The following is a 25,625-nucleotide window of genomic DNA, read 5'->3' as shown; positions in this document are numbered from 1 at the left end:
TCCCCTCACGCCTCGGCCGGCGCGCCGAACCACCGCGCCAGCCGGTCCTGCAGCTGTTCCTGGTCTTCGCCGACCCACGCGACGTGGCCGTCCGGCCGCACGAGCACCGCCGGCGCGGCCAGCTCTTCGCTGACGTCCACGACGTGGTCGACCCGGGCCGCCCAGCCGGCCACCGACAGGCTCCCGGTCTGGTCGAGCAGCAGGCCGCGGCCGCTGTGCATGAGGTCGTACAGGCGCCCTTGCTTCAGCGTGAGGTCGCGCAGCCGCCGTCCGACGAGGTCGGTCTCGTCGCCGAAGTCGTAACGGATCTCGATGCCGACGATCCGCCCGATCAGGTACCGGTTCACCTCCTCGAAGTCCATCAGCTTCGCCAGCAGCCGCCGCACGGCCTGCGGTCCGGCGTCCGGCCGCATCAGCTCGCCCTGGGCGCGGGTGTTGTCGAGCACGTCGGCGGCCACCGGGTGCCGCTCGGCCTGGTAGGTGTCGAGCAGCCCGGCCGGGGCCCACCCGCCGAGCTCGGCGGCCAGCTTCCAGCCGAGGTTCAGCGCGTCCTGGAGCCCGAGGTTGAGGCCCTGCCCGCCCAGCGGCGGGTGGATGTGCGCCGCGTCGCCGGCCAGGAAGACCCGGCCGTCCCGGTAGCGCTCGGCGAGCCGCGTCGCATCACCGAAGCGCGACAGCCACAACGGCGAATGCACGCCGAAGTCGGTGCCCGCGTAGGCGCGCAGCTGCTGCTTGAACTCGTCGAGGGTCGGCGGGACCGAACGGTCTTCGCTCACCTGCGCGGCGGGCACGAGCACCCGGTACCGCCCCGTCTGCCCGAGCGGGCCGAGCCCGAAGAACTTCTCCGTCTTGCGGATCTCGGTCACGATCGCGGCCACCTCTTCGGCCGGCGCGGTCACCTCCATCTCGCCCAGGAGCGTCTCGTGGCTGGCCGGTTCACCGGGGAAGCCGATGCCGAGCAGCTTCCGGACGGTGCTGCGCCCGCCGTCGCAGCCGACGAGGTAGCGCGCCCGCAGCCGCTCGCCCCCGGCCAGCTCGACCGTGACGCCTTCGTCGTCCTGGCTCAGCCCGGTCACCTCGGCGCCGCGCCGGACCTCGGCGCCGGCCTCGAGCGCGTGCTCGGTCAGCAGCCGCTGGGTGACCGGCTGCGGGATGCCGAGGACGTAGGCGTGCGCGCTGTCCAGCCGTTCCGGCCACGGCTTGTCGATGCCGGCGAAGTACCCGGCCATCTGGAACTGCTTCCCCTCTTCGAGGAAGCGGTCCAGCAGGCCGCGCTGGGCCATCACCTCGATGCTGCGCACGTGCAGGCCGAGCGACCGGACCTCCTTGACCGGCTCCGCCTCCCGCTCCAGCACGACCACCCGCACGCCGTGCAGCCGCAGTTCGGCGGCCAGCATCGTCCCGGTCGGGCCGCCGCCGGCCACGATCACGTCGATCATGAAATCCCCTGTTCGTCTTCGTCGGTGGTGGTCAGGCGGGCTGGGTTTCGCGGCTGCCGAGCAGCAGCGTCGCGGCTTCACCCGCCCCGTCGGCGCGGATCGCGGCGGCGACCGCGGCCGCCCGCGCCCGGGTCGCCGGCGCCAGCGCCGTCTCGAGCGCGGCGGACAGCGAAGCGACGGTCGGCACCGGACCGTCGTGGGCGACCCCGGCGCCCAGCGCGGCCACCCGGCCCGCCCAGTACGGCTGGTCCGTCGCCTGCGGCACCACGACCTGGGCCGCGCCGGCCCGCGTCGCGGTCATCGTCGTGCCGGCGCCACCGTGGTGCACGACGGCCGCGACCCGGCCGAACAGCTCCTGGTGGTTGACCTCCCCGACGACGAAGCAGTCGTCGCCGTCGTCGAGCAGGTCGAGGTCGGCCCAGCCGCGCGAGACGACCACGCGGCGCCCCCGCGCCCGGACCGCCTCGACGGCGACCTGGGCGACGTCCGCCGCCGCGGCCATCGGCATGCTCCCGAAGCCGACGTAGACGGGCGGCTCACCCGCCGCCAGGAACTCCTCCAGCGCGGCGGGCAGCGGCCGCTCGTCCGGCACGAGCCACGCGCCGGTCTGCACGACGTCGAGGCCGGGCACCGCCTCCCACGGGTCAAGCACCGGGTCCGTGGCCAGCCAGACCGGGTTGCGGAAGACGTACCCGCGGACGTCGCCGACCGGCGGCAGGCCGTTCGCGACGCGGTGGGTGTTGAGCCCCTCCCGGAAGAGCGCGTTGACGTTCTCGGCGTCGTGCTCCCACAGCACCCGGTTGTCGGTGACCCCCGCCGGGAACGGCTTGCCCGGGTACGCCAGCGGCGCGTGGTGCGGCGACGGCAGGACCACCTTTTGGAAGGCGACGGCCACCGCCCGGATGCCCAGCTTTTCCGCGATCGACAGCGCACCGGCCATGGTCGGCAGCAGGCCGGTCGCCACGACCACGTCACAGCCCCGCGCCGCCGCGGCCACGACGTCGAACTGCGCCGCGATCAGCTGCGCGGCCCGCTCCGGCAGCGACGACGGCGCGGGCGCCGCCTTGGTCAGCGCCTTGGCCGACGGTCCGTAAGGCACGAACTCCACCCCGGCCTCGGCCAGCCGCCGGGCGAAGTCCTCGTCGGGCGGCGCGCACACCCGCACCTCGGCGCCCCGGGCCCGCAGCGCCGCCCCGAACCCCGCCACCGGTTCGACGTCCCCTCGCGAGCCGTACGTCGACAGCAAAACACGCACTGGCAAAACCCCCGTTTGATCCCTGAGCCGGGGTTTTCCGGCTCAGGGCGACGATTTTGCGGGATGACCGGGGTCTTGTGGCAAGCCCCCCAATGCGGTATACGTTTAACATGGAGGGAGTTGGTTTTCCCTCGTTCACACTTCCGGGGTCCTTCAGCGACGCCCTCCCCAGGCCGTGTATGCCACCGCACCGGCCACCGCCAGCACTACCGCCGTCCAGGTGGCCGCCGGTGTTCCCGGGGGTTGCAGCAACCACGCCGTGACGCGGGCCGCCGTCGTGTCCTCCCGCGGGACGAACGGGCTGATCGCGCACCAGGCCAGCGGCAGCGTCCAGCCGAACTGCCCGCCCGCGACCGTGGCGGCCAGCCCCGCCAGCCCGGCCAGCCCCACCGCGTCCCGGATGACGATCGCGAGGTCGACCGCCGCCGTCCCCAGCTCCTGCACGCCGGCCACCAGCACCCCGGCGGCCACGGCCACCAGCGCGAGGTGCGCGAACCGCCGCGGCGGCCACGGGAGCGCCGCGGCCCGGTCGAGGTCGGCGTCCTGCCCGCTCAGGCCGATCGCCGCCACCGCGATGCCCGCCGTCAGCGTGACGGCCACCAGCACGAGGTTCCAGGAGCCCCGCCCGAGGAACCACACCCCGAGCGTCACGGCGAGCAGCGCCGCGGCCGCCGCCGGCAGCTGGCGCGAGCGGGCGTACAGCGCCGCCCACCTCATCTGAGCGCTCCGGGCACGAGCGTGTCGAGCGGTTCACCCGTGCAGGTCAAAAGAGCCTGCCGCAGTGCGGCGATCCGCGTGGCTTGGACGTCGGGCGGCAGGGCGCGGAACTGCCGCCACACCTGCTCGATCGACGGCAATTCCCGCTTGAACCAGTTCCGGGTGTATTCGGGCAGCAGTTCGAGCTTTCCGGTGAAATACCCCGCCGCGATCGCGCGGGCGGCCTGGTCCGGGATGCTGCCGACGCTCGGCCGCACGCAGCTGGGCACCCCGCCCCCGGATAGGACGGCCAGCCGCAGATCGGCCGCGCCCGCGGTGAGCAGCAGGTCGTTGCGCTGGAAGTCCAGGTAGACGACGTGCGGATCACGCCGCGGCGGCTCGGTCACCGGCGGCGCCAGCACCTGCTCTTCGATCCGGGTGGGCGGATCGGGCAGTTTCGCCAGCATCGCGAGCGCTTCGCGACCGGGGTCCCGCAACGCGGCGAGCCGGTCCCGGTGCAGTTCGGACACGCAGATCGGCCCGTCGCAGACCTTCCGGCCGGCGACGCTGTCGGTCGTGAGCGCGTCGGCGGGCACCGCCGGGAACAACGGCAGGGCCACGGCGAGCCCCGCGGCGAGCGGCAGCAGGCTGAGCAGCCGCGCCCGCACGGAACGCGCGGACAGCAGCAGGAACGACGTTACGGCCAGCCCGAGGAACCACACGCCCTGCCCGAGGTCGAGCGACGCGGTGGTCGTCACCATCTCCCCGCGCGGCTCCGCGAGCGACGGCGCCAGCGGCCCCACCCGGGCGGGGAACACCGGGTCCAGCCCGCTCTCGAGCGACATCCAGCAGAGGATCGTCAGGACGAACGCCAGCACGGCCACCCCGGGCGCGGCCAGCGGGTGCGGCAGCAGCCGCCCGACCGCCAGCCCGAGCCAGCTGCCCGCGAGCACCCCGAGCGCCCCGACGAGCAGCACCGGCAGGAAGCCGAGCGAGAAGAACCCGTCGTGCGCGAGGACCTCGACGGCCCCCACGGCGAACACGACCAGGAAACCGGCCACGCTGAGCCCGCCGACGGCCCCGGCCAGCCGCGCCAGCCGCTGCCAGCCGGGCCGCGACGTCGTGGCAAGCAGCTCGACCATCCCGGAGCGGCTGTCACGCATGCCCTGGATGGCCCCCGCGCCGACGACGATCGGCCAGAGGAAGACCAGCAGGAACCGCAGCCACAACGCGGTGGTGGTGCTGTGCGCGGTCCACGCCGCGGGCGCTTTCCACCACGGCCCGGTGAGCAGGAAGAGGAACCCGACCGCGAAGACGACGACCGCCAGCCCGGCCCAGGGCGCGATGGAGCGCCGGAGTTCGGTGCGGAGGATCATCGGGCCACCGCCCGGGTGATCGAGGCCGCAGGCACGAGTTCGACCGTGCCGCGGGCCCGCGCGAGCACGACCGGGCGGCAGCTGAGCGCGAGTCCATGCCCGACATGGCCCGCCGCAAGCCCGGGTCCGCCACGACTCGCCGCAAACCCGGCAGCAAGGCAGGCAAGCCCAAGCCCGGCCCCGCCATGACCCACCGCGAGCCCAGCCCCACCGCGGCTCGCCGCAAACCCGGCAGCAAGGCAGGCAAGCCCAAGCCCGGCCACCCCACGGCCCAGCGAAAGTCCGGCAGCCTCACGCCCCTGCGCCAGTCCGCCCCCGCCGAGACCCCGCGCGAGTCCAGCCCCGCCACGGCCCACCGCAAGCCCGGCCCCGCCACGACCCAGTGCCTGTTCCACGGACATCACCACGCCCCCTTGCCCGGTTCGTGGTTCAGCAGCGCCGAATAGCCGCGCTCGATGGGGCTGTCGCCGACGTGCTCCGGCGTGCCCGCTTCGGCCAGCTCGCCCGGCGTCCCCTGGAAGACCAGTTTCCCCTCCGCGAACAGCACCACGTCCGAGCACGCCGTCGCGACGTCCTCGACCAGGTGCGTCGAAATCAGCACGCACGAGTCGCGGCCCAGCTCCTGCACCAGCTCGCGGAAGCGCACGCGCTGCGCCGGGTCGAGGCCCGCCGTCGGCTCGTCGAGGAGGAGGATGTCCGGGTCGTTGACGATCGCCTGGGCGATGCCCACCCGGCGCACCATGCCGCCGGACAGGGTTTTCATCCGGTCGTCGGCCCGGTCGGCGAGCCCGACGCGCTCGATCGCGCGCTGAACCGCGCCCGGGATGTCCTCTTTGGACACCTCCTTGAGCCACGCCAGGTACTCGACGAACTCCCGGACCGTGAACCGCTTGTAGTAGCCGAAGTTCTGCGGCAGGTACCCGATCCGGCGGCGCAGGCCGCGGTGGCCGGCGTGCCCGCCCGCCGGCGTGCCCAGCAGCGTCAGGCTGCCCGCCGCCGGCCGGAGCACCGTCGCCAAAGCCCTGATCAGGGTCGTCTTGCCCGCGCCGTTGGGCCCGAGCAGGCCGTGCACCCCCTTGCCGAGGGACAGGTCCAGCCCGTCCACGGCCATCTTCCGCCGCCCCACCCGCACCTTCAGCCCCTGCGCCCGGATTTCCCAGGCGTAGGTCGCCGGTGCGACCTCGGCGGCCCCCACTGCCCGCATGCTTGCCTCCCTAGTGGTGCGCGCCGAGCCGGGTGTACGCCGCCTTGTGCAGGGCGACGACCACCGTGGTCAGCGCGAAGATCCCCGCCCACACCGGCAACGCGCCGGTGGTGAGCGCAAACGCTTGCCCCCGCTGGACGAACGCGGGCAGCACGACGATCGCCACCCACACCGCGATCAGCGCGTACGCCGCCCGGCTGACGCCGAACACCCCGCCGAGCGCGAGCGTGCCGGTGGTGAACGCCAGGCTCGGCAGCAGCCAGAGCGCCGGCGCGGTGCCGGTCAGCCAGCCGGCGAGGCCGAGCACCGGCAGGACGACGGCGAGCACCGCCACCGTCCGCCGGACGACCAGGTAGAGCCCGGCCCGCGGCGTCGCGGCGACGACCTCGTATGCCGGGTCGAGCCCCCGCGCCCACGACGCCGCGACCCCGAGCACCGGCAAGATCGGGGCGAAGAGCTGCACCGCCGGCACGTGGAGCACCGCGTGCCCGACCCCGTCGAGCAGCACCGCGACCAGGGTGACCGCCACGATCATCGCCAGCCACGGCGCCATCGCCGGCGTGACCCAGGTGCCGAGCCGGCGAAACCGCCGCCGGGGTCGTGCCACCGGCGAGTCGTGGAACGGGACCGGTGACAGCCGGAACTCGAGTTCGGGTGCGAGCCGGTTCCACACGACGTCCACCACCGGCTGGACGGGCGCGACCTCGGCGACCTTCGCCCGGCACACCCGGCAGCTCTCGAGGTGGGCCTCCAGGCCCCACAGCTGGTCGCCCGGGAGGTCGCCGCCCGTCACGTACACGGCGATGAGCCGGTCCGGCGCGTGGTTCATGACAGTGCCTCCCGCATCGCGATCCGTGCCCGGCGAGCGCGGGTCTTGACGGTGCCTTCCGGCAGCCCCAGCAGGACGGCGGTCTCGCGGACGGTCAGCCCGTCGAGCACCATCGCCTGCAGGACCGCCCGCAGTTCGGGCGCGAGGTCGCGCAGCGCGTCGCCGATCTCGTCGCCCAGCGCCACCGACAGCGCTTCGTCTTCCGCGGCCGCCACCGGCGCGCAGTCGAACGCGATCTCCGGCGGCGGCTGCGCGTGGTGCGCGCGGCGGCGGAACGCGTCGACCAGCCGGCGCGCCGCGATCGTCCACACCCACCCGACCGCGCTCCCGCCGGTGACGGCCCCCGCGAACGAACCCGCCGCGCGCCAGACCGCCAGGTACGTCTCCTGCATGACCTCGGCGACGATCTGGTCGTCCGCGCACCGGCGGCGCAGGCGCACGGCGAGCCAGGGCGACGTGCGGCGGTAGAGCTCCTCGAACGCCGCGCGGTCGCCCTTGGCCGTGCGCCGGACGAGGTGCTCCTCGTCCGCGCTGTCCAGTGGCAGGTGTCTCACACCAGGCAAGACGCCCGATGATCGGAAACGGTTCTCACCCGGATGTGTGCTGCGTCACACCGATCGGGTGGGCCAGAATTTCCGCCAGCCGTCGGCTTCGAGGGTCGTCGGCTCCAGGCCGGCGTCGCGGGCGGCCTGCTCGGCGCTCCGGACGTCCCGCGCGAACTGCTTCGCCACCGCGCGCAGCTCGTCTTCGGGGTCGACGCCCGCACGGCGCGCAGTCGCCGCGATGCGGAACAGCTGGGCGGCGGCGCCCGAACCTTCGGGGAAGAGGTCGAGCGGGATGCCCGCCCGCCCGGACCGCTGCCCCAGCTTGCCCGCCAGCGCGGCGGCGGGCTGGCCGAGCGCCACGCCGTCCACAATGGACTTGCGCTGCTTCTCGCGCTGTTTCAGCTCTTCCCACTTGACGTTCTGGTGCTCGACCGTGTGCACCTCGTCCGCGTCGGCGAAGACGTTCGGGTGCCGCCCGACCAGCTTCTCGACCAGCGCGGTGGCGACGTCGTCGATGCCGAACGGGTCGGCCGGGTCCTCGGCCGCGACGCGCGCGTGGAACAGCACCTGCAGGAGGACGTCGCCGAGTTCCTCGCGCAGCGCTTCACGATCGCCGTCTTCGATGGCGTCGAGCAGCTCGTAGGTTTCCTCGACCAGGTACTGCCGGAGCGATTCGTGCGTCTGGACCGCGTCCCACGGGCAGCCGCCCGGCGAGCGGAGCCGGTCCATCACCTCCGCGGCCCGCACCAGGGGCGGCGCCGGCGTCTCGATGACGACCGCGCCGGTCGCGATGAGCAGCGACGCGGCGGGCTCGTCCCGGGACCCGGCCAGCAGCACGACGTCCTTCAGCGAAGGCGCCTCGGTGACGGCCGGGACCCCGAACGCGGCCGGGTCGACGTCGGTGGCCGCGTAGACCTCCGTGGACTCGCGAAGGAGCTTCAGTGCCGCGCCGGGCAGCGTCGTCCCGCGGACGACAACGACGACACCCGTGGTCACTGCTGCGCGGGCGCGGCACCGCGCACGGGCAGCACGATGCCCTGGGTGGCGTCGGAGTTCGGCACGAGGTTCATGCCCACAACATCCCACACGCCGTAACGCGGGTTGACGCGCAGGCCGCTCTGGCCGAGGTACGGCTGCAGCAGCCGGGTGCCGATCGACGTCAGCTGCGCGTCCGTCGGCTTCTGCGCTTCCTGGTCGGCCGGCACGGCCTGGTCGGTGCCGCGGGCGCGGATGACGAAGACGAACCAGTCCGCGCTCTGCGGCTTCTGCGCCTGGAAGACGACGACGCTGTTCTTTTCGGAGCCGAACAGCGCGGTCTGCGCGAGACCCGGGTACTGCGCGGCACCGAAGAGCTCGGCGGTCTGGCCCGCGGAGTAGCCGCTCTGCGGGGCCGGCATCCCGGTCTGCTGAGCCTGCTGCGCCTGCTGGGCTTCCTGCTGCGCCTGCTGGACGGTGGCCTGCACCTTGCCCGGGTCGGCGGCGAACTCCTTCGCGAGGTCGAACGCGCGGGTGCGGGCCGCCTGGTCGTTGTCCCCGGTGGCGGTGATGCCGATGTAGTCCGCGCCGACGGACAGCTTCGGCAGCGTCTTCTGGGCGAGCTGCTGCTCCAGGACGACGTCGCTCGCGACCTCGTTCCGGTCGCGCAGCTTCGAAACGATCTGCGTGACGGCGACCTGGTCGCCCTGCCCGGTGTCGGTGACCGGGGCCGGGGTCACCTGCGCGGCCAGCGCCGCGATCTTCGCCTGGTCCGCGACGAGGTTCTCCTGCTTGCCGGCGCGCGCGGTCAGCTCGTGGAGGACGGTCTGCCGGACGATCTCGCGGCCCAGCAGGTCGAGCTTGTGCTCACCGGCGAGCTTCTTCGCGTACGGGTGTTCGCGGACCGCCTGGTCGATCATCGACTGGACCGAGTCGATCGACACCGACCGGTCGCCGACGATGACGGCGCTGCCGACCTGGCTGGGGCCGGCACCGCACCCGGCGAGCAGAAGAGCACCGGCAACGACCGCGACCAGCGCGCGAGGGCGCCCCATGATCCGCATCACAGGGCATACCCTCTCACACCATCGGTGCCGAAACGCAACACCCTTGGGGTACCGGCGGCCGTAATGTCGACTTATGGACCATTGGCTGACCATCGAAGTCTTCGACGGTGAGCACACGGCCACGAAGTGGCGGCTCGCCTATGGTGACGCACTCACCGAAGCGGCGCTGACGAACGGCGCCGAGCAGTGGGTGTGGCACGAGCACCGATGGGGTGTGGTGCTCGAAATCGAGTTCGGGAGCGGGGAACGGCGCGACGCGTTCCGGGGCCTGCCGGTCGTGACGGCGGCGCTGGACGCCGTCCCGGATCCCGCGCGGGGGTTGCTGGTGTACCCCGGACGGGGCGGGGGTTCGGGTTCGCGCATGCCGCGCAAGCCCCGGCCGCTGCCGATGGCCGGGGCCGGCGCGGTCCCGGTGCCCCAGGAGCAGGTGCGGATGGGGCTGGCGGAGGCGCTCCCGCCGATGTTCAGCGAAGTCGGCTGACCCCGCGTTTCGTGAAGGCCACCTTGAGGAAGTTGTGCTTCCTCAAGGTGGCCTTCACGAACGTTCGCTAAACCGCGGCAGGCTTCTTCGTCAGCTGTAGCAGCAGCTTCGTGCACCAGTCCAGCAGTTCCTCGTCCCGCAGCGTCGGCGCGCCGATCCGGCCGCCCGCCGGGCCCTCGGTCGGCTTCGGCACCGACACCGTGTTCGTCACCGCCTTGTACACCGCCTTCGGGTACAGCCGCTTCAGGCGCACCATCTGCGAATCGGCCAGCGGCAGCGGCGCGAAGCGGATCGTGTTCCCCTGGACCGCAACCTCCGTCACGCCCGCCTCGCGGCACGTGTGCCGGAACTTCGCCACCGCCAGCAGCCGGTTCACCGGGGCCGGCGGCTGGCCGTAGCGGTCGATCAGCTCTTCGCGCACCGCGTCGAGGCCCTCGGTGTCCGGTGCCGCCGCGATCTTGCGGTACGCCTCCAGCCGCAGCCGCTCGCCCGGGACGTAGTCGTGCGGGATGTGGGCGTCGATCGGGAGGTCGACGCGGACTTCGGCCAGTTCCTCGTCTTCCGCCGGCTCGGCGCCCGCGTGCCGCCGGAACGCGTCGACCGCTTCGCCGACCAGCCGCACGTAGAGGTCGAAGCCGACGCCCGCGATGTGGCCGGACTGCTCCGCGCCCAGGATGTTGCCCGCGCCGCGGATTTCGAGGTCCTTCATCGCGACCGCCATGCCCGCGCCCAGCTCGGTGTTCTGCGCGATCGTCGCCAGCCGGTCGTGCGCCGTCTCCGTCAGCGGGGCCTCCGGCGGGTACAGGAAGTACGCGTACCCGCGCTCGCGCCCGCGCCCGACGCGGCCGCGCAACTGGTGCAGCTGAGCCAATCCGAGCAGGTCGCCGCGTTCGACCAGCAGCGTGTTCGCGTTCGAGATGTCGAGCCCGGTTTCGACGATCGTGGTGCACACCAGGACGTCGTACTCGTTTTCCCAGAAGCCCTGGATGATCTTTTCGAGCTTCTCCTCGTTCATCTGCCCGTGCGCGGTGACGACCCGCGCCTCCGGCACCAATTCCCGGATCCGCCGCGCCGCCTTCTCGATCGAGGAAACGCGGTTGTGGACGTAGAAGACCTGGCCGTCACGCAGCAGCTCGCGGCGGATGGCCGCGCCGACCTGCTTGTCATCGTACGCGCCGACGTAGGTCAGGATCGGGTGGCGGTCTTCCGGCGGGGTCAGGATCGTGGACATCTCGCGGATGCCGGCCAGCGACATCTCCAGCGTGCGCGGGATCGGCGTCGCCGACATGGTCAGCACGTCGACGTGCGTGCGCAGCGCCTTGATGTGCTCCTTGTGCTCGACGCCGAACCGCTGCTCCTCGTCGACGATCACGAGGCCGAGGTCCTTGTAGCGGATACCGGTCTGCAGCAGGCGGTGCGTGCCGATGACGATGTCGACCTCGCCGCTCGCGAGCTGCTCGAGGATGGCGTCCGACTCCGCCTTGTTCGTGAACCGGGACAGGCCCTTGATCTTCACCGGGAAGGAGCGCATGCGCTCGGTGAAGGTGTTCAGGTGCTGCTGCGCGAGCAGCGTGGTCGGGACGAGCACCGCGACCTGCTTGCCGTCCTGGACCGCCTTGAACGCCGCGCGCACGGCGATCTCCGTCTTGCCGTAGCCGACGTCGCCGCAGATGACGCGGTCCATCGGGACGCCGCGCTCCATGTCGGCCTTGACCTCGTCGATGGCCGCGAGCTGGTCGTTCGTCTCCGTGAACGGGAAGGCGTCTTCCAGCTCGCCCTGCCACGGCGTGTCCGGGCCGAACGCGTGCCCGGGCGCGGCCTGGCGCGCCGCGTACAGCTGCACCAGCTCGGCGGCGATCTCCTTGACCGCCTTCTTCGCCTTGGCCTTGGTGTTCTTCCAGTCCGAGCCGCCCAGCTTGTTGAGCGTGGGCAGCTCACCGCCGACGTAGCGGGAAACCTCGTCCAGCTGGTCGGTGGGCACGAACAGCCGGTCACCCGGGTGGCCGCGCTTCGACGACGCGTACTCCAGCAGGAGGTACTCGCGGGTGGCGCCGGCGACCGTCCGCTGCACCATCTCGACGAACCGGCCGATGCCGTGCTGGTCGTGCACGACGTAGTCGCCCGCCTTGAGCGCCAGCGGGTCGACCGCGTTGCGCCGCCGGGACGGCATCTTCGTGTTCAGGTCCTTTGTGGACGTTCCGGCGCCCGCGCCGCGGCCGGTGAGGTCCGCCTCGCTCAGCACGACCAGGGCCAGCTCCGGCGACACGAAGCCGTCGGTGAGGCCGCCGCAGGTGACCGTGACAGTGCCCGGCGCCGGTGCCGCGGTGAGCCCGTCGCCGGCCTGCGTCGCCGGGACGTCGGCGCCCGACAGCTGCTCGACGGCGCGGGACGCGGTGCCCTGGCCGGCGACGACGAGCACCGCGGTGCCGCCCGCCGCGGTGTGCGCGCGCAGGTCCGTCATCGCGCGCTCGAGCTCGCCCCGGTACGACGGCGCGGCCTCGACGGAGACGCGCAGGACGTCCGGGTCTTCGGTGGTCAGCTGGGTCAGCGTCCACCAGGCGCGCTTGGTGTCCTGCGCGTGCGACGCGATCTCGTCGAGCCCGCGGTAGGCGGACGCGCCGAGGTCGATCGGGGCCTGCCCGCCCGCCGCGGCCGTCGTCCAGGACGCTTCGAGGAACTCCTGGCCGGTGCGGACCAGGTCGTCTGCGCGGGCGCGGATCTTCTCCGGGTCGGTGAGCAGCACGTGCGCGCCCACCGGCATCGCGTCGGTGAGCAGCTCCAGCTCGCCTTCGCAGAGCACCGGGATGAGCGCCTCCATGCCCTCGACCGGGATGCCGTCGGCGAGCTTGGTGAGCATCTCGGCCAGGTGCGCGTCCGCTTCGTACGTCTTCGCCAGCTCCGCGGCCTTCTCCTTGACCGGCCCCGTGAGCAGCAGCTCGCGGCACGGCGGCGCGGTGACGCGCGGGATCTCGCCCGGCAGCGACCGCTGGTCGGAGACGGCGAACGCGCGGATCTCGCTGACCTCGTCACCCCAGAACTCGACGCGCACGGGGTGCTGCGCGGTCGGCCCGAACAGGTCGAGGATGCCGCCGCGGACGGCGAACTCGCCGCGCTTCTCGACCATGTCGACGCGGGTGTAGGCCAGCTCGACGAGCCGTTCGAGCAGCTCCTCGAACGGCTCCTCCTCGCCGACCACGAGGTCGATCGGCTTCAGCGAGCCGAGGCCGGGCGCCATCGGCTGGATCAGGCTGCGGACGGTGGCGACGACGACGCGCAGGGAGTCGTCGCCGGTCTTGAGCCGGTGCAGCACCTCCAGGCGGCGGCCGACGGTGTCCGCGCGCGGCGAGAGCCGCTCGTGCGGGAGCGTCTCCCAGCTCGGGAAGTCGGCGACCCGGCCCTTGCCGAGCATGGCGCCGAGGGACGCGGTCAGCTCGTCGGCCTCGCGGCCGGTGGCGGTGACGGCGAGCACGGGTTTGCCCGCCCCGTCGTCCGCCGCGAGGGCGGCCGCGACGAGCTGCCGGGCGGCGATCGGGCCCTGCAGCTCGAGCAGCGGCGCGCCGGCGCGCTCGACCACGCCGCGCAGGGCCGGGTCGGGAAGGATGGCGGTGAGGAGTCCGGACAGTGGAGCTTCGGTCACGTTCCCAGCCTACGTGCCACCCCCGACAAGTTTTCGATCACGGCTGGTCGCGCAGCAGTTCCACCACCTCCGCGACCCGGGTCAGCTGCCCGTCGAACACCTTCGGCTCGGTGCTCGCGATGCGCAGCAGGAAGTGCTCCGCGCCTTCGTACTCCCGCAGCTTCGAAGCGACCTCCGCGGCGGTCCCGGTGACCTGCATCTGGATGCCCTGGACGAAGTCGGCGGGCATCCCGTAGTTGCGCCGGCAGTACTGCTCCAGCAGCTCGCGCCCGCGCACCGGGTCGTCCTCGACCAGGACCGTCGCGAACAGCGCCGGGGTCACCGGCCGCGTCGCCCGCGCGCGGATCCGGGCCAGGCCGGACCCGTAGTCCGCGGGGTCCGGCGGGTACGGCAGCCAGCCGTCGTAGAGCCGGCCGACCCGCTCCAGCGCCCCCGGCGTGTACGCGGCCAGCCACACCGGCGGGCCGCCGTCCCGCGCGGGCGAGGGGAACGCGGGCAGCGAGTCGTGGTGCAGCACTTCGCCGTGGAACGACTTCTCGCCGCGCCACGCCGCCCGCCACAGGCCCACGATGTCGTCCAGGCGGGCACGCCGTCGCTCCCAAGGCACCCCCACGAACGCGAACTCCGGCTCGCTGCGCCCGGCGAACCCGGCGCCGACCGCCACCGTGAGCCTGCCTTCGCTGAGCAGGTCGACCGACAGCAGCTGGTTCGCCGTCTGGATCGGGTCGCGCAACGCCGGGAGCAGGGCGGACGTCCCCAGCGTCACCCGTGAGGTGCGGGCCGCGAAAGCGGAAAGAACGGTCAACGCGTCCAGCGGAGCGCGCGCGAGGGTGTCGCCGACCCACACCGAGTCGAGACCGAGGCGCTCCGCTTCGACGGCGACGCCGACCAGCTCGGGCGCGGTCCGCCCGGCGTCGAGGATGGGCTGGTAGGTCGGGACGACCAGGCCGTATTTCGTCATGGCCGAACCCTCGCCGAATCCGGGGAGCCGCTCAATTCCCCGCGGGGAATGGGGAAGATGGACGCGTGGACTTCGGAACGGCGCTCAAGGACTGGCGCACCCGGCGGCGGCTCAGCCAGCTCGACCTGGCGCTGCGCGCGGGCACGACGCAGCGGCACGTGAGCTTCATGGAAAGCGGGCGCTCGGTGCCCGGCCGCGGCATGGTGCTGCGCGTCGCCGAGTCCCTCGAACTGCCGCTGCGCGAGCGCAACGGGCTGCTCCACGCGGCCGGGTACGCGCCGACGTACCCCGAGACGCGGCTCGGCGACCCCGCGATCCGCCCGGTGCTCGACGGGCTGCGCCGGCTGCTCGACGGCCACCGGCCCTACCCCGCGATCGTCGTCGACCGCTACGGCGTGCTGGTCGCCAAGAACGACGCCTTCACGCTGCTCACCGAAGGCGTCGCGCCGGAGCTGCTCGAAGAACCGGTGGACACGCTGCGGCTCGCGCTGCACCCGCGCGGGATGGCGCCGCGCGTGCGCAACCTCGACGACTGGGCGCGGCACATCCTCGAACGCCTCCGCAACGACCTGGCCCGCATCCCCGACGAGCGGCTGGCCGCCCAGCTCGCGGAGCTGGAGGGGTACCTGCCGCCGCCGTCCGCGCCCGGGCCGGAGCACCTCGGGTTCGCGGTGCCGGTCCGGCTGGCCAGCTCGGTCGGCGAGCTGCGGCTGATCACGGCGATCACCACGTTCGCGACGGCGGCGGACGTGACGGTGTCGGAGCTGAAGCTGGAGACGTTCCTGCCCGCGGACGCCGAAACCGCGGAACGGCTTCAGAGCACCAGCGCCGTCGTGTGACCGACCAGCAGTTCCGCGCCCGCCCACAGCACCGCCGCCGTCACGCTGCCCGCCGCGAACCGGCGGTACGGCATGGCCGCCGAGCCCGCGACGCGCGGCACCAGCGTCCGCAGCCCGACCAGGCAGCGACCCGCGATGACAGCCGGGACGCCGTAGCGCGAAACCGCCTTTTCCGCGCGGTCCCACCGATCCCGGCCGACGCGGCGGGCGAGCCGCGGTCCCCAGTGCCGCCCTTCCAGGTAGGCGAGCTGGTCGCCGAAGACCGCCGAAGCGACCGCCACCGCCAAAGCGAGCCCGAAGTCGAGCGTGCCGCGCTCGGCGAGGAAACCCATGAGCAGCAACGTCGACAGCGTCGGCAGCACGATGCCCGGCAGCAGCGCGGTTTCCGCCGCGATCACCAGCGCGCAGACCAGGTAGACGACCGCCGGGGGCGCGTCAAGCAACGGCCGCAGCAGGCTGTCCACGCCGGGCCCTCCCCACCGCGACCGGGAGCGCCGCGCGGTAGACGAACGCGGGCGGCAGGTTGCCCCAGACCACCGGAGTGCGCTCCACGACCGCGAAACGGCTTCGCAGTGAAGCGGCGAAGCGGCGCGCGGGCGGTGTCCAGGCCGCGTGGGCGTAGGCGAACGTCGTGAACCGGCCGGTCGGGGCGAGCGCCGCGACGACCGCGTCGAGGATGCGGTGCTGCCGGGCCGCGGTCATGGCCCTCCACGGCAGCCCGGAAACGACGACGTCGAGACCGGCTTGGTCGAGGTGTTCCGCGCTGCCGGTGACGACGTCGACCTGCGGGAAGCGCTTGCGGAGGGCCTCGGCGAAACGCGGGTTGATCTCGACGGCGGTCAGGTGCGCTTCGGGGCGAAGCAGCGCGAGGACCGCTTCGGTGAAGACGCCGGTGCCCGGGCCCAGTTCGGCGACGCGCGTCGCGCGTTCCAGGCCGAGGCCCGCCGTCATCGGTTCGGCCAGCCGCGGGGAGCTGGGCGCGATCGCGCCCGTCAGCAGCGGGTGGCGGAGGAATTCACTGGTGATCGACATGATCCCGACGGTAGGAACGGCGGGGGTGGCCGCGAATCCGTCGGATCGACCGGTCGTGTCCTCCTTCGGGAGGACCCGGTCGGACCGAAGTGATGACGACGCGGGCCGGGTCGCCGCGTTACGTTCGGTGGCGTGGAACGACTCGTGAAGTGGGTGCGCGGACACCGGTGGACAGTGGATCTCCCGCTGTACGCGGTGTTCCTGTTCCTCATGCCGAACTGGGCCGGGGAGACCCCCTGGGCGGTTCGCGCGCTCTCGATGGTCTTCGTGCTGCCGGTGGTCGTGCGGCGGCGGTTCCCGCGCACGGCCGCGGTGCTGATCGTCGCCGGGGGCGCGTGCGTGTACCTCAACGAGATCTGGGCGTACGACCGCGGCCGCACCGAGCTGGCCATGGCGGTCGTGCTGTTCAACCTGGTCAAGCTGGGCGACCGGCGGTTCGCGGCGGTGATCGCCGTCGCGGTGTTCGCGCTAGGCTGGCAGTGGGGCTTCCTCTGGGGCACCTACACCGAAAACCCGACCATCACCATCGTCGGCATCTGGCCGCTGCACATCGCCGCGTGGGCGCTCGGGGAGTTCTTCCGCGCCAAGGAGCAGCTGACCGCGGAGGAGGCGAAACTCGGCGAAGCCCGCTCGCGCGCCGCGGTCGCCGAGGAGCGCACGCGGATCGCGCGCGAGCTGCACGACGTCGTTGCGCACAGCATGAGCGTTATCGTGCTGAACGCCGAAGGCGCGAAGCTCGCCCGGCACCGCGATCCCGACGCCGTCGACCGCACGCTCGACACGATCGTCCACACGGGCCGCGACGCACTCGCCGAGTTGCGGCGGCTCCTCGAAGTCCTGCACGCCGGCCAGGCGGCGCGCAGCCCGCAGCCGACGCTCGACGAGCTGCGCGACCTCGTCGGGCAGTCCGGCCGGGACGTCACCCTCGACGTCACCGGCGACCCGGGCGAGCTGCCCGCGAGCGCCGCGCTGCAGGCGTACCGGATCGTCCAGGAGGCACTGACCAACATGATCAAGCACGCCCCGGCCGACGCGACCGGACGGGTCCGCGTCGCCTTCGAACCACCCCGCGTCCGGATCGAGGTGACGAACACCGGCGGCCGCGCGTCGCCGTCCCCGGCCTTGCCGTCGTCCGGCCACGGCCTGACCGGCATGCGCCAGCGCGTCGAGATGTACCACGGCGACCTGACCACCGGCCCGTTGCCCGACGGCGGCTACCGGGTGTGCGCGAGCCTGGTGGTCGGGTCGTGACCACCCGGATCCTGCTCTGCGACGACCAGCAGCTGGTCCGCGTCGGCCTGCGGATGATCGTCGAAAGCCAGGACGACCTCGAAGTCGCGGGCGAGGCGGCCAACGGCGAGGAAGCCGTCGCCCTGGCCCGGGAGCTGCGGCCCGACCTGGTGCTGATGGACGTCCGGATGCCGGTCCTCGACGGCGTCGCGGCGACCGCGCGCATCTGCGCCGAGCTGCCTGAGGTGCGCGTCCTGATCATCACGACCTTCGACCTCGACGAATACGCGTACGCGGCGTTGCGCGGCGGGGCCAGCGGGTTCCTGGTGAAGGACGCGCCGTCCGAGGAGATGCTCGTGGCCATCCGCGGCGTGCTGCGGGGCGACTCGATGGTCTCCCCGTCGGTCACCCGCCGGCTGCTCGACCGCTACCTCGCCGACGAGCGCGACCCGGTGGACACCGCCCGGCTCGACGCGTTGACGGAACGGGAGAAGGACGTTCTGGGCCTGGTCGCCCGCGGCCTCTCGAACGGCGAGATCGCGGCGAAGCTGTACATCGGCGAGACGACGGTGAAGACCCACGTGGGCCGCATCCTTGCCAAGCTGCGGCTGCGCGACCGGGTGCACGCGGTGGTGTTCGCCTACGAGTCCGGGCTGGTACGCCCTGGCTCCTGATCCGGCGGCCGCCAACGTCATGAAAGGGTCGTTCACCTCACCAGACGACATGAACGACCCTTTCATGACATCCCGCGGCGCCGAGAAGACCACGCGGCCAGCCACCCTGTCGCCAGAAGCGGTGAACGGGTCGTTCATGACCTCCGGGCGCAGGCGGCCCCGGAGTTCCTGACCCACGCCGTGGCGAACGGTGATTTCACCGGTTGGTGGCAGGATGAGGCCTATGCGGCGTGTGCTGGGTCTCATCGGTGTCGTGTCCCTGCTGGTCGCGGGCTGTTCGGGGGCCGCGAGCGAGCCGGTCCAGAGCGTGCCGCCCGCCGCGACGCCGGCGGCCTCGAGCGGGAAGTTCAAGGTCGAGACGGTGACGGCCGGGCTCGAGCACGGCTGGGACGTCGGGTTCCTGCCCGATGGGGGCATCCTCGTGCCGCAGCGGCCCGGCAAGCTCGCGCTGGTCCGCGACGGGAAAGCGGCCGAAGTCCGCGCCGACTTCTCCGACGTCCTGGTCAAGGGCGAAGGCGGGCTGCTCGGCATGGTCGTCAGCCCCGACTTCGCCACCAGCCGCGAGTTCATCACCTGCCAGGACCACCAGGAAGACGGCAAGGCCGTCGACATCCGGCTGGTCACGTGGAAGCTGGCCGACGACGGCGCAAGCGCGACCAAGGTGAAGAACCTGCTCACCGGCCTGCCGGTGAACCCCAGCGGCCGCCACTCCGGCTGCCGCCCGACGTTCGCGCCGGACGGGGCGCTGCTGGTCGGCACAGGCGACACCGCACGCGCGTCGATCTCGCAGGACCGCCACTCGCTCGGCGGCAAGGTGCTGCGGCTGGACGCGAAGACCGGGAACCCGCTGCCGGACAACCCGTTCATCACCTCGCCGGACCCGCGCGAGCGGCTGATCTACACCTACGGCCACCGCAACGTCCAGGGCGTGGCGATCCGCCCGGGCAACGGGCAGGTGATCACGGCCGAGCACGGGCCGACGTTCGACGACGAGGTCAACCTGCTCAAGCCGGGTGCCAACTACGGCTGGGACCCGTCCAAGGGCGGCACGGACACGAGCTACGACGAGAGCGTCCCGATGACCGACCTCAAGCGCTTCCCGGACGCGGTGAGTCCACTGTGGACGTCCGGCAAGATCACCGAGGCGATCAGCGGCGACGCCTTCCTGACCGGCGCCCAGTGGGGCCCGAACGACGGCGCGCTGGTCGTGGTGGCGCTGAAGGGCCAGAAGCTCCTGCTGTACCACTTGGACCCGGCGGGCAAGGTCCTCGACGTCACGCTCCCCCCGGAGTTCGACGACAAGTTCGGCCGCCTCCGCGCGGTCCGCAGCGGCCCCGACGGCGCGCTGTACGTGACGACGTCCGACGGCACCGACGACAAGCTGCTGAAGGTCACGCCGGCCTGACCGGTGGGTCACGGCGGCGTGACCATGAAAAAAACACACCGAGCCGGTGCCCGGAACACTGTCGTCCGGGGGTTCGATCGCGGAACATGGTTTGCACCAAGAGTTTTCGCCCGCCCCCGACGCGTGTTGGACGCGGTCCGAAGAAAGCGTTCCCGCGGCAGCACCGCGCCGGTCCCCGGGCGCCATCGCCGACCTGGCGATCGGGGACCGGCCTCCAGCCACGACCCCCGGCTCCGGCCGGGAGCACGAGAAGCCGCTAGTTACCCAGGTGAGCCCCGCCGTTGACGTGCACCACTTGGCCGGTGACGTGCCCGGCGGCGGGGCTCGCCAGAAACGCCACCACCGCGGCCACGTCTTCCGGCGTGCCCGGTCGCTTGTTCATCGTGTTGCCGATCAGCCACTCGCGACGGCGGTCGCTGAGCTGGCCGTGGAAGAACTCGGTGTCCCCGACCAGCCCGGGCGCGACGACGTTCGCGGTGATCCCGCGCGGGCCGAACTCCCTGGCCACGCTCACGTTCCAGCCCTCGACCGCGGCCTTCGCGGCACCGTAGGAACCCGCGCCGGTGTGGGCGGCGATCGAGCCGATCGTCACGATCCGCGCGCCGTCGGCGAAGCGCTCGCGCAGCGCGTGCGTCACCAGCGCCGCACTGACCACATTGGACCGGAGGTTCCGTTCGAACGCGGCCGCGAAGCCGGCGAGGCCTTCTCCGCCGGCGTCGAGGAAGTCGGTGTTGCCGCCGGCGTTGTTGACGAGCACGTCGACGCGGTCCGGCAACTCCGCCAGTGCGGCTTCGACGGCCGCGGGATCGGCGGCGTCGAACACGACGGGCCGCGCGCCCAGCAGCGTCGCGGCCTCGCTGAGCACCTGCTCCCGGCGGCCGGTGATGGTGACGCGCTCGCCGGCGAACGCGGCCGCGACCGCGTAGCCGATGCCCGTGCCGCCGCCGGTCACCACGACTTCCCTGGTGTTCCCCATGCCCCCGACCCTAGTGCCTAGGATCGGGGCATGACCAAGATCGATCCGGCCACGTCCGCACTCGTGCTCGTCGACCTGCAGGAGCGGATCGTGGCGTTGCCGACCACGCCCCACCGCGGCGAAGACGTGGTGCGGAACGCCCTGCGCCTGCGGAACGCCTTCCGCGAAGCCGGCGCGCCGGTGGTGATCGTGAAGGTGTCCCGCCCGGACAACCCGCCCGGCAGCGAGCTGGTCTTCGACGCGCAGGACGACAAGATCGTCACGAAGTACACGATCGGCGGCTTCGCCGGCACCGACCTGGACGAGTACCTGCGCGGCAAGGGCGTCCGCACGGTGTTCTTCGGCGGCATCGCGACGGAGTTCGGCGTCGAGTCGACCCTGCGCGCGGCCTCCGACCACGGCTACGACACGGTGGCGGTCTCCGACGCGATGACAGCGCTTTCCGACCTCTCCCACGAGAACGCGATCACGAAGATCTTCCCCCGCCTCGGCACGGTCACGACGACCGACGAGGTGCTGTCGTGATCGACAAGGTCGCCTGGCTGCACGTCGTGGACGGCCGGGTCCTGGCCGCGCGTTCCCGGGGCAAGGACAAGTTCTACCTGCCGGGCGGCAAACGCGAGCCGGGCGAATCGGACACCGAAACACTGGTCCGCGAAATCCGCGAAGAGCTGGACGTCGAGATCACCCCGTCGACGATCACCCCGGCCGGCACGTTCGAAGGCCAGGCCCACGGCAAAGCGGCGGGCACCCTGGTCCGGACGACGGCCTACACGGCGGAGTACACGGGCACGCTCAAGGCCAGCAGCGAAATCGAGGAGATCGCCTGGCTCACCCACGCGGACCGGCCGCGGGTCTCCCTGGTCGCCCAGCTGATCTTCGACCACCTGCACGACACCGGCCGGCTCAGCTGACGAGGAACTCCGCCACGTCCGCGCTGAACCGCCGCAGCTCCTCGCCCGGCGTGACAGGCGTCCGGACCGTGCACTCCCACCCGTGACGGCGCAGCGTCCACACGAGTTCGACCACGCGCCCGGTGTGCGCCGCGCTCAGTTCGAGGTCGCTGCGGAACGACGTCCAGGTTCGCGTGCCGGTCCAGCCGCGGAAGTCCCGGTCGAGGCCCGCCGCGAAGGTGTCGAGGCTGTCGCCGTGGAGGGTCTCCACGCTCACCTCGGCGGACAGGCCGTCGCCTTCCGCCCGGGCCGTGAACCAGACCAGGTCGCGTTCGGACCGGTCCAAGTCCACGAGGGTCAGCGTCACGCCCGCCCCCGGGACGACAAGCGTCATCCCAGCCGTAGCTTCGGCTTGTGCTCCAGGTGGGACAGCCCGTTCCAAGCCAGGTTCACCAGATGAGCCGCGACCTCGTCCCGCTTCGGCTTCCGCGCGTCCAGCCACCACTGGCCGGTCAGCGCGACCATCCCCACCAGCGCCTGGGCGTACAACGCCGCCAGCTTCTCGTCGTACCCCCGCGCCGCGAACTGCTGGGCCAGGATGTGCTCCACCTGGCTCGCGATGTCGTTCAGCACCGTCGAAAACGTCCCCGTCGAACTCGCCACCGGCGAATCCCGCACCAGGATGCGGAACCCGTCGTGGGAGTCCTCGACGTACGACAGCAACGCCGTCGCCGCCTGTTCGAGCATCACGCGGGGGTGGCCGCCGTGCAACGTGGACACCATGCGGTCCAGCAGGAGCTGGGTTTCGCGGTCGACGACCACCGCGTAGATGCCCTCTTTGCCGCCGAAGTGCTCGTACACCACCGGCTTCGACACGTTGGCGCGGTGGGCGATCTCCTCGATCGACGTGCCGTCGAAGCCCTTCTCGGCGAACAGGGCCCTGGCCACGTTCAGCAGCTGACGGCGCCGTTCGCTGCCGGTCATCCGCACCCTCGTCACCGGGGCGGCCGGACGTGCCCCGGTGACCTGCTGCTCTCGCTTCGAACGTCGTCTCCCCGCCACCGTGGCAGCCTAGTTGACTAGCCCTTTTCCGTCGCGATACGGGCCAGGCGCTGCGGCGTCGGCCAGCGGACGTCGTGCACCCAGCCGAACTTCTCGAAGATCCAGATGAGCCGCGCGGAGATGTCGATCTGGCCGCGCTTGACGCCGTGGCGGGCCGACGTCGGGTCGGCGTGGTGCAGGTTGTGCCACGACTCGCCGAACGAGAAGATCGCCAGCGGCCAGAAGTTGGCCGACTTGTCGCGGGCGGCGAACGGGCGCTCGCCGATCATGTGGCAGATCGAGTTGACCGACCAGGTCACGTGGTGCAGCACGCAGATGCGCACCAGGCCCGCCCAGAAGAACGCGGTGACCGCGCCCCACAGCGACCACGAGATGAGCCCGCCCAGCAGCGCCGGCAGCAGCAGGCTGACCAGCGACCACAGCCAGAACAGGTCGTCGACCTTCTTGATCGCCGGGTCCTTGACCAGGTCCGGGGCGAAGCGCTCGGCGTTGGTCTGGTCGCGCTCGAACAGCCAGCCCATGTGCGCGTGCCAGAAGCCCTTCGCGATGGCCCACGGCGAGGTGCCGAACGCCCACGGCGAGTGCGGGTCGCCGTCGCGGTCGGAGAACGCGTGGTGGCGGCGGTGGTCGGCGACCCAGGTGATCACCGGGCCCTGCAGGGCGATGCTGCCCGCGATGGCCATGAACACGCGCAGCCACTGCTTGGCCTTGAAGGAGCCGTGCGTGAAGTAGCGGTGGTACGACACCGTGATGCCGAGCCCGCTGATCGCGTAGAACACCACGAAGATGCCGACGTCGACCCAGCTCAGTCCCCAGCCCCAGGCGAACGGCACCGCGACCAGCAGTGCCACCAGCGGCGCGATCACGCCGAAGTAGACCGACAGCTGGACGCCGATTCCGCGCTTGCCGTCGATGACGGGCTTGGGCCCCTTCGCCGCCGGCGGATCCCCGGCGGGCTGAGAACGGTCGAGCGTGGCCGTCATACGCTTCACTTCTTCCTACACTGGCGCCCTTACGAAGGGTGACCTAACCTACGATGCCGTAAGTTACGGTACAGGAGGTTCGGGCCCCTGGGGAGTGCCCGAACCCACACACCGGTCGTTCGAACCCGGGTACCCGGCGGACGGGCCGCTAACGCATCCCCCGCGCGGACGACACCCGATCGTCGCTATCCTGACCAGGATCGATCCGCCGTAGTGTAATCGGCAGCACTTCAGATTTTGGTTCTGACAGTTCAGGTTCGAATCCTGGCGGCGGAGCAGCAGAAGGACCGGAAACCCACGAGACCGGGAGGTTGGCGCTGACCGACGAGGCGACCGACCCGGTGGCGGCCAGGCGTCCCGCCCTGGCCGAGATGTCCGACGCCTGGCTCGTCGGGCGCGCGCGGGAGCTGATCGCCGCCGTCCAGCGGCAGGAGTACACGCAGCAGCTCCAGATCGTCGAGCTGATGGACGAGCTGCTCGACGAGACCCAGCGCCGCGGCGAGCCGACCATGGTCGCGCAGCTGCTGCGCGCGTCCGCCATCGCGCGGCTGATCACCAAGGGCCTGGCCGCCGAGGCCGAGCCGCGGCTCGACGAGATGCTCGCGCACACCCGGCGGCACGGCCTCGCGCTGCTGCGGGCCGACGCGCACGCGTTGCGCGGGCGCCGGCTGGTCATCGCCGCGCAGGAGGACCCCGCGCTCACCGAGATCGCCCGCGCGCTGGCGATCCTCGACGACTCCGCGATCCCGAACCGGCAGGTCGGCATCCGCGCCTGGAACCGGATGCTGTGGTCGACGCTGAACGACTGCTGGATCGTGCTGAACCAGCTCGGCGTCTACGAGGCCGCCGAAGAGGTCATCGGCCGCGCCGCGAGCGCGATCCGCGAGAGCGCGAGCCCGCACGAGATCACGCTGCAGCTGATGAACCGCGTCAAGATGCTGCTGGGCTGGGGCCTGCGGCTGGAGCGGATCGACGAGTACGACGAGAGCGCCGAGAAGTTCCGCACGGCCGCGTCCATGGCCGTCGCCGCCGAGGGGCCGTTCACCGAGTCGCTGTTCCCGCGGCGGGCGAACGTCCCGGCCGTCGACCAGGTGGGCGTCCTCGCCGCCGCGCAGGCGCTGCACAACCCGACCACCGACCAGATCGACCGGCTCCGGCAGCTGCACGAAGGCACCGGCTACCCGGGCGAACGCGAGATCGTCGCGATCGCGCTGGCCCGCTGCCTGGACAAGGGCGGCCGCCGCGAAGAGGCCCTCGACGTGCTGCGCTCGGCCCGCGAATTCCTCGGCGACGACACCTCGCAGCCGTCGATGCGGCTCAACATCGCCCGCGAGCTGGCCCGGCTCGACACGAGCCCGGACTACGCATCGGGCGCGAGCCAGTCGCTGATCGACTACGCGACCCGCCTCGAGACCGAGATGTGGAGCCTGCGCGAGTCGCAGATCGCCACGCTGAACGCCCGCCGGGAGCACGAACGGCTGTCCGCCGAGCACGGCGCCATCACCCAGCAGGCGCTGCAGGACCCGCTCACCGGCCTGCCGAACCGGCGCGCGCTGGACGAGAAGCTGCGCCAGCTCGCCTCGTCGGCCGACGCGCAGCCGCTCGCCGTCGCGCTGGTCGACCTCGACGGCTTCAAGGGCGTCAACGACAAGCAGTCGCACGCCGAAGGCGACAACGTGCTGCGTGTCGTCGCGAGCACGCTCCGTGACGCCCTGCGCGGGGACGACCTGGTGGCGCGCTACGGCGGCGACGAGTTCATCGTGCTGCTGCCGGGCACGCCGGCGTCCGCGGCGAAGATGGCGCTGGGCCGGGCCGTGAAGTCCGTCGCAGGCCTGCCGCACCACCTCTCGCACGGCGTCACGCTGTCGATCGGGCTCGTTTCGCTGCGGCCGCAGGAGCGCGGCGAGCAGGTCCTCGCCCGCGCGGACGCGGCCATGTACCAGGCGAAACGCGGTGGCGGCAACCAGGTGGCGTCGGCGAACTCGATGGCCGCCGACCCGGCGGCCGCGTGGGCGGCCGAGGCCCCTCCGACCGACCCCGCGTGGGACGCCGACGAGCACAGTTAG

General features: G+C 72.3%; 25 protein-coding genes and 1 tRNA gene. 9 read left to right on the top strand and 17 right to left on the bottom strand.

Annotated features, from left to right (window positions below):
* Window positions 1-5 precede the first annotated feature (5 nt).
* From rox to EIY87_RS26165, 9 genes are all read right to left on the bottom strand, one after another.
* A complete protein-coding gene (rox, locus tag EIY87_RS26205; protein ID WP_125312548.1) occupies window positions 6-1,439 on the bottom strand; it encodes a rifampin monooxygenase in 1,434 nt (477 codons plus the stop codon).
* Between the two features lie 31 nt (window positions 1,440-1,470).
* Window positions 1,471-2,694 carry a glycosyltransferase gene (locus tag EIY87_RS26200; RefSeq protein ID WP_125312547.1) on the bottom strand — a complete coding sequence of 408 codons (1,224 nt, stop codon included), beginning with the start codon at window positions 2,692-2,694 and terminating at the stop codon, window positions 1,471-1,473.
* Window positions 2,695-2,847: 153 nt separating this feature from the next.
* Entirely contained in the window at window positions 2,848-3,411 is a 564-nt protein-coding gene (locus EIY87_RS26195; protein ID WP_125312546.1) for a hypothetical protein, read from the bottom strand.
* Window positions 3,408-4,766: a hypothetical protein gene (locus EIY87_RS26190; RefSeq protein ID WP_125312545.1), complete on the bottom strand. Its 1,359-nt coding sequence runs from the start codon at window positions 4,764-4,766 to the stop codon at window positions 3,408-3,410. Before EIY87_RS26190 ends, EIY87_RS26195 begins: the two co-directional genes overlap by 4 nt.
* Before the next feature lie 400 nt (window positions 4,767-5,166).
* Window positions 5,167-5,970 carry an ABC transporter ATP-binding protein gene (locus EIY87_RS26185; protein ID WP_125312544.1) on the bottom strand — a complete coding sequence of 268 codons (804 nt, stop codon included), beginning with the start codon at window positions 5,968-5,970 and terminating at the stop codon, window positions 5,167-5,169.
* A gap of 10 nt (window positions 5,971-5,980) precedes the next feature.
* Window positions 5,981-6,799, bottom strand: a complete 819-nt coding sequence (locus tag EIY87_RS26180; protein ID WP_125312543.1) for a zf-HC2 domain-containing protein — start codon at window positions 6,797-6,799, stop codon at window positions 5,981-5,983.
* Window positions 6,796-7,353 (bottom strand): RNA polymerase sigma factor, encoded by a 558-nt coding sequence (locus EIY87_RS26175; RefSeq protein ID WP_125313523.1) that lies wholly within the window; start codon window positions 7,351-7,353, stop codon window positions 6,796-6,798. The genes EIY87_RS26180 and EIY87_RS26175 overlap by 4 nt, the downstream gene beginning before the upstream one ends.
* Window positions 7,354-7,407: 54 nt before the next feature.
* A complete protein-coding gene (locus tag EIY87_RS26170) occupies window positions 7,408-8,340 on the bottom strand; it encodes a MazG family protein (protein ID WP_125312542.1) in 933 nt (310 codons plus the stop codon).
* Window positions 8,337-9,383: a hypothetical protein gene (locus EIY87_RS26165; protein ID WP_191984269.1), complete on the bottom strand. Its 1,047-nt coding sequence runs from the start codon at window positions 9,381-9,383 to the stop codon at window positions 8,337-8,339. Before EIY87_RS26165 ends, EIY87_RS26170 begins: the two co-directional genes overlap by 4 nt.
* Window positions 9,384-9,459: 76 nt before the next feature.
* Here EIY87_RS26165 and EIY87_RS26160 point away from each other — a divergent pair, with 76 nt between their 5' ends.
* A complete protein-coding gene (locus EIY87_RS26160; protein ID WP_125312540.1) occupies window positions 9,460-9,867 on the top strand; it encodes a hypothetical protein in 408 nt (135 codons plus the stop codon).
* 67 nt (window positions 9,868-9,934) lie between these two features.
* On the opposite strand, the gene mfd is transcribed toward EIY87_RS26160, so the two are convergent.
* Window positions 9,935-13,489 (bottom strand): transcription-repair coupling factor, encoded by a 3,555-nt coding sequence (gene mfd, locus EIY87_RS26155; protein ID WP_125313522.1) that lies wholly within the window; start codon window positions 13,487-13,489, stop codon window positions 9,935-9,937.
* Window positions 13,490-13,541: 52 nt separating this feature from the next.
* Window positions 13,542-14,465: an LLM class flavin-dependent oxidoreductase gene (locus EIY87_RS26150; RefSeq protein WP_125312539.1), complete on the bottom strand. Its 924-nt coding sequence runs from the start codon at window positions 14,463-14,465 to the stop codon at window positions 13,542-13,544.
* A gap of 65 nt (window positions 14,466-14,530) precedes the next feature.
* Between EIY87_RS26150 and EIY87_RS26145 the strand changes: the two genes are divergently transcribed.
* A complete protein-coding gene (locus tag EIY87_RS26145) occupies window positions 14,531-15,304 on the top strand; it encodes a helix-turn-helix transcriptional regulator (RefSeq protein ID WP_125312538.1) in 774 nt (257 codons plus the stop codon).
* On the opposite strand, the gene EIY87_RS26140 is transcribed toward EIY87_RS26145, so the two are convergent.
* Both EIY87_RS26140 and EIY87_RS26135 read right to left on the bottom strand, forming a co-directional pair.
* Window positions 15,280-15,768 carry a DedA family protein gene (locus EIY87_RS26140; RefSeq protein WP_125312537.1) on the bottom strand — a complete coding sequence of 163 codons (489 nt, stop codon included), beginning with the start codon at window positions 15,766-15,768 and terminating at the stop codon, window positions 15,280-15,282. The two genes, EIY87_RS26145 and EIY87_RS26140, sit on opposite strands and share 25 nt — an antisense overlap.
* On the bottom strand, window positions 15,740-16,336 hold the full coding sequence (locus EIY87_RS26135) for a class I SAM-dependent methyltransferase (RefSeq protein ID WP_125312536.1): 597 nt from the start codon (window positions 16,334-16,336) through the stop codon (window positions 15,740-15,742). The genes EIY87_RS26140 and EIY87_RS26135 overlap by 29 nt, the downstream gene beginning before the upstream one ends.
* Before the next feature lie 132 nt (window positions 16,337-16,468).
* Here EIY87_RS26135 and EIY87_RS26130 point away from each other — a divergent pair, with 132 nt between their 5' ends.
* The 3 genes from EIY87_RS26130 to EIY87_RS26120 all read left to right on the top strand — a co-directional run bounded on the left by EIY87_RS26130 (window position 16,469) and on the right by EIY87_RS26120 (window position 19,645).
* Window positions 16,469-17,587 carry a sensor histidine kinase gene (locus EIY87_RS26130; protein WP_225440051.1) on the top strand — a complete coding sequence of 373 codons (1,119 nt, stop codon included), beginning with the start codon at window positions 16,469-16,471 and terminating at the stop codon, window positions 17,585-17,587.
* Window positions 17,584-18,240 carry a response regulator gene (locus tag EIY87_RS26125; RefSeq protein WP_125312535.1) on the top strand — a complete coding sequence of 219 codons (657 nt, stop codon included), beginning with the start codon at window positions 17,584-17,586 and terminating at the stop codon, window positions 18,238-18,240. Before EIY87_RS26130 ends, EIY87_RS26125 begins: the two co-directional genes overlap by 4 nt.
* Before the next feature lie 223 nt (window positions 18,241-18,463).
* Entirely contained in the window at window positions 18,464-19,645 is a 1,182-nt protein-coding gene (locus EIY87_RS26120) for a PQQ-dependent sugar dehydrogenase (protein ID WP_125312534.1), read from the top strand.
* Window positions 19,646-19,901: 256 nt separating this feature from the next.
* Here EIY87_RS26120 and EIY87_RS26115 read toward each other — a convergent pair whose 3' ends face one another.
* Window positions 19,902-20,621 (bottom strand): SDR family NAD(P)-dependent oxidoreductase, encoded by a 720-nt coding sequence (locus EIY87_RS26115; RefSeq protein WP_125312533.1) that lies wholly within the window; start codon window positions 20,619-20,621, stop codon window positions 19,902-19,904.
* Window positions 20,622-20,651: 30 nt separating this feature from the next.
* On the opposite strand from EIY87_RS26115, the gene EIY87_RS26110 reads away from it, so the two are divergent.
* Window positions 20,652-21,146, top strand: a complete 495-nt coding sequence (locus EIY87_RS26110; protein ID WP_125312532.1) for an isochorismatase family protein — start codon at window positions 20,652-20,654, stop codon at window positions 21,144-21,146.
* Window positions 21,143-21,535, top strand: coding sequence for an NUDIX hydrolase (locus tag EIY87_RS26105; RefSeq protein ID WP_125312531.1), 393 nt, complete (start codon window positions 21,143-21,145; stop codon window positions 21,533-21,535). The genes EIY87_RS26110 and EIY87_RS26105 overlap by 4 nt, the downstream gene beginning before the upstream one ends.
* On the opposite strand, the gene EIY87_RS26100 is transcribed toward EIY87_RS26105, so the two are convergent.
* The 3 genes from EIY87_RS26100 to EIY87_RS26090 all read right to left on the bottom strand — a co-directional run bounded on the left by EIY87_RS26100 (window position 21,528) and on the right by EIY87_RS26090 (window position 23,559).
* On the bottom strand, window positions 21,528-21,908 hold the full coding sequence (locus tag EIY87_RS26100; RefSeq protein ID WP_125312530.1) for a DUF6228 family protein: 381 nt from the start codon (window positions 21,906-21,908) through the stop codon (window positions 21,528-21,530). The two genes, EIY87_RS26105 and EIY87_RS26100, sit on opposite strands and share 8 nt — an antisense overlap.
* Complete coding sequence (locus EIY87_RS26095; protein WP_125312529.1) at window positions 21,905-22,498, bottom strand: TetR/AcrR family transcriptional regulator; 594 nt, start codon at window positions 22,496-22,498, stop codon at window positions 21,905-21,907. The genes EIY87_RS26100 and EIY87_RS26095 overlap by 4 nt, the downstream gene beginning before the upstream one ends.
* 95 nt (window positions 22,499-22,593) lie before the next feature.
* A complete protein-coding gene (locus tag EIY87_RS26090; RefSeq protein WP_125312528.1) occupies window positions 22,594-23,559 on the bottom strand; it encodes an acyl-CoA desaturase in 966 nt (321 codons plus the stop codon).
* Between the two features lie 204 nt (window positions 23,560-23,763).
* Between EIY87_RS26090 and EIY87_RS26085 the strand changes: the two genes are divergently transcribed.
* Together EIY87_RS26085 and EIY87_RS26080 are read left to right on the top strand one after the other, a co-directional pair.
* Window positions 23,764-23,835: transfer RNA gene (locus EIY87_RS26085), tRNA-Gln, on the top strand.
* A gap of 35 nt (window positions 23,836-23,870) precedes the next feature.
* Window positions 23,871-25,625 (top strand): GGDEF domain-containing protein, encoded by a 1,755-nt coding sequence (locus EIY87_RS26080; RefSeq protein WP_125312527.1) that lies wholly within the window; start codon window positions 23,871-23,873, stop codon window positions 25,623-25,625.

This window comes from Amycolatopsis eburnea (assembly GCF_003937945.1).
Taxonomy (GTDB): Bacteria; Actinomycetota; Actinomycetes; order Mycobacteriales; family Pseudonocardiaceae; genus Amycolatopsis; species Amycolatopsis eburnea.
Note: the sequence above shows the minus strand (reverse complement) of the source record. Positions and strands in the feature narration are given on the sequence as shown.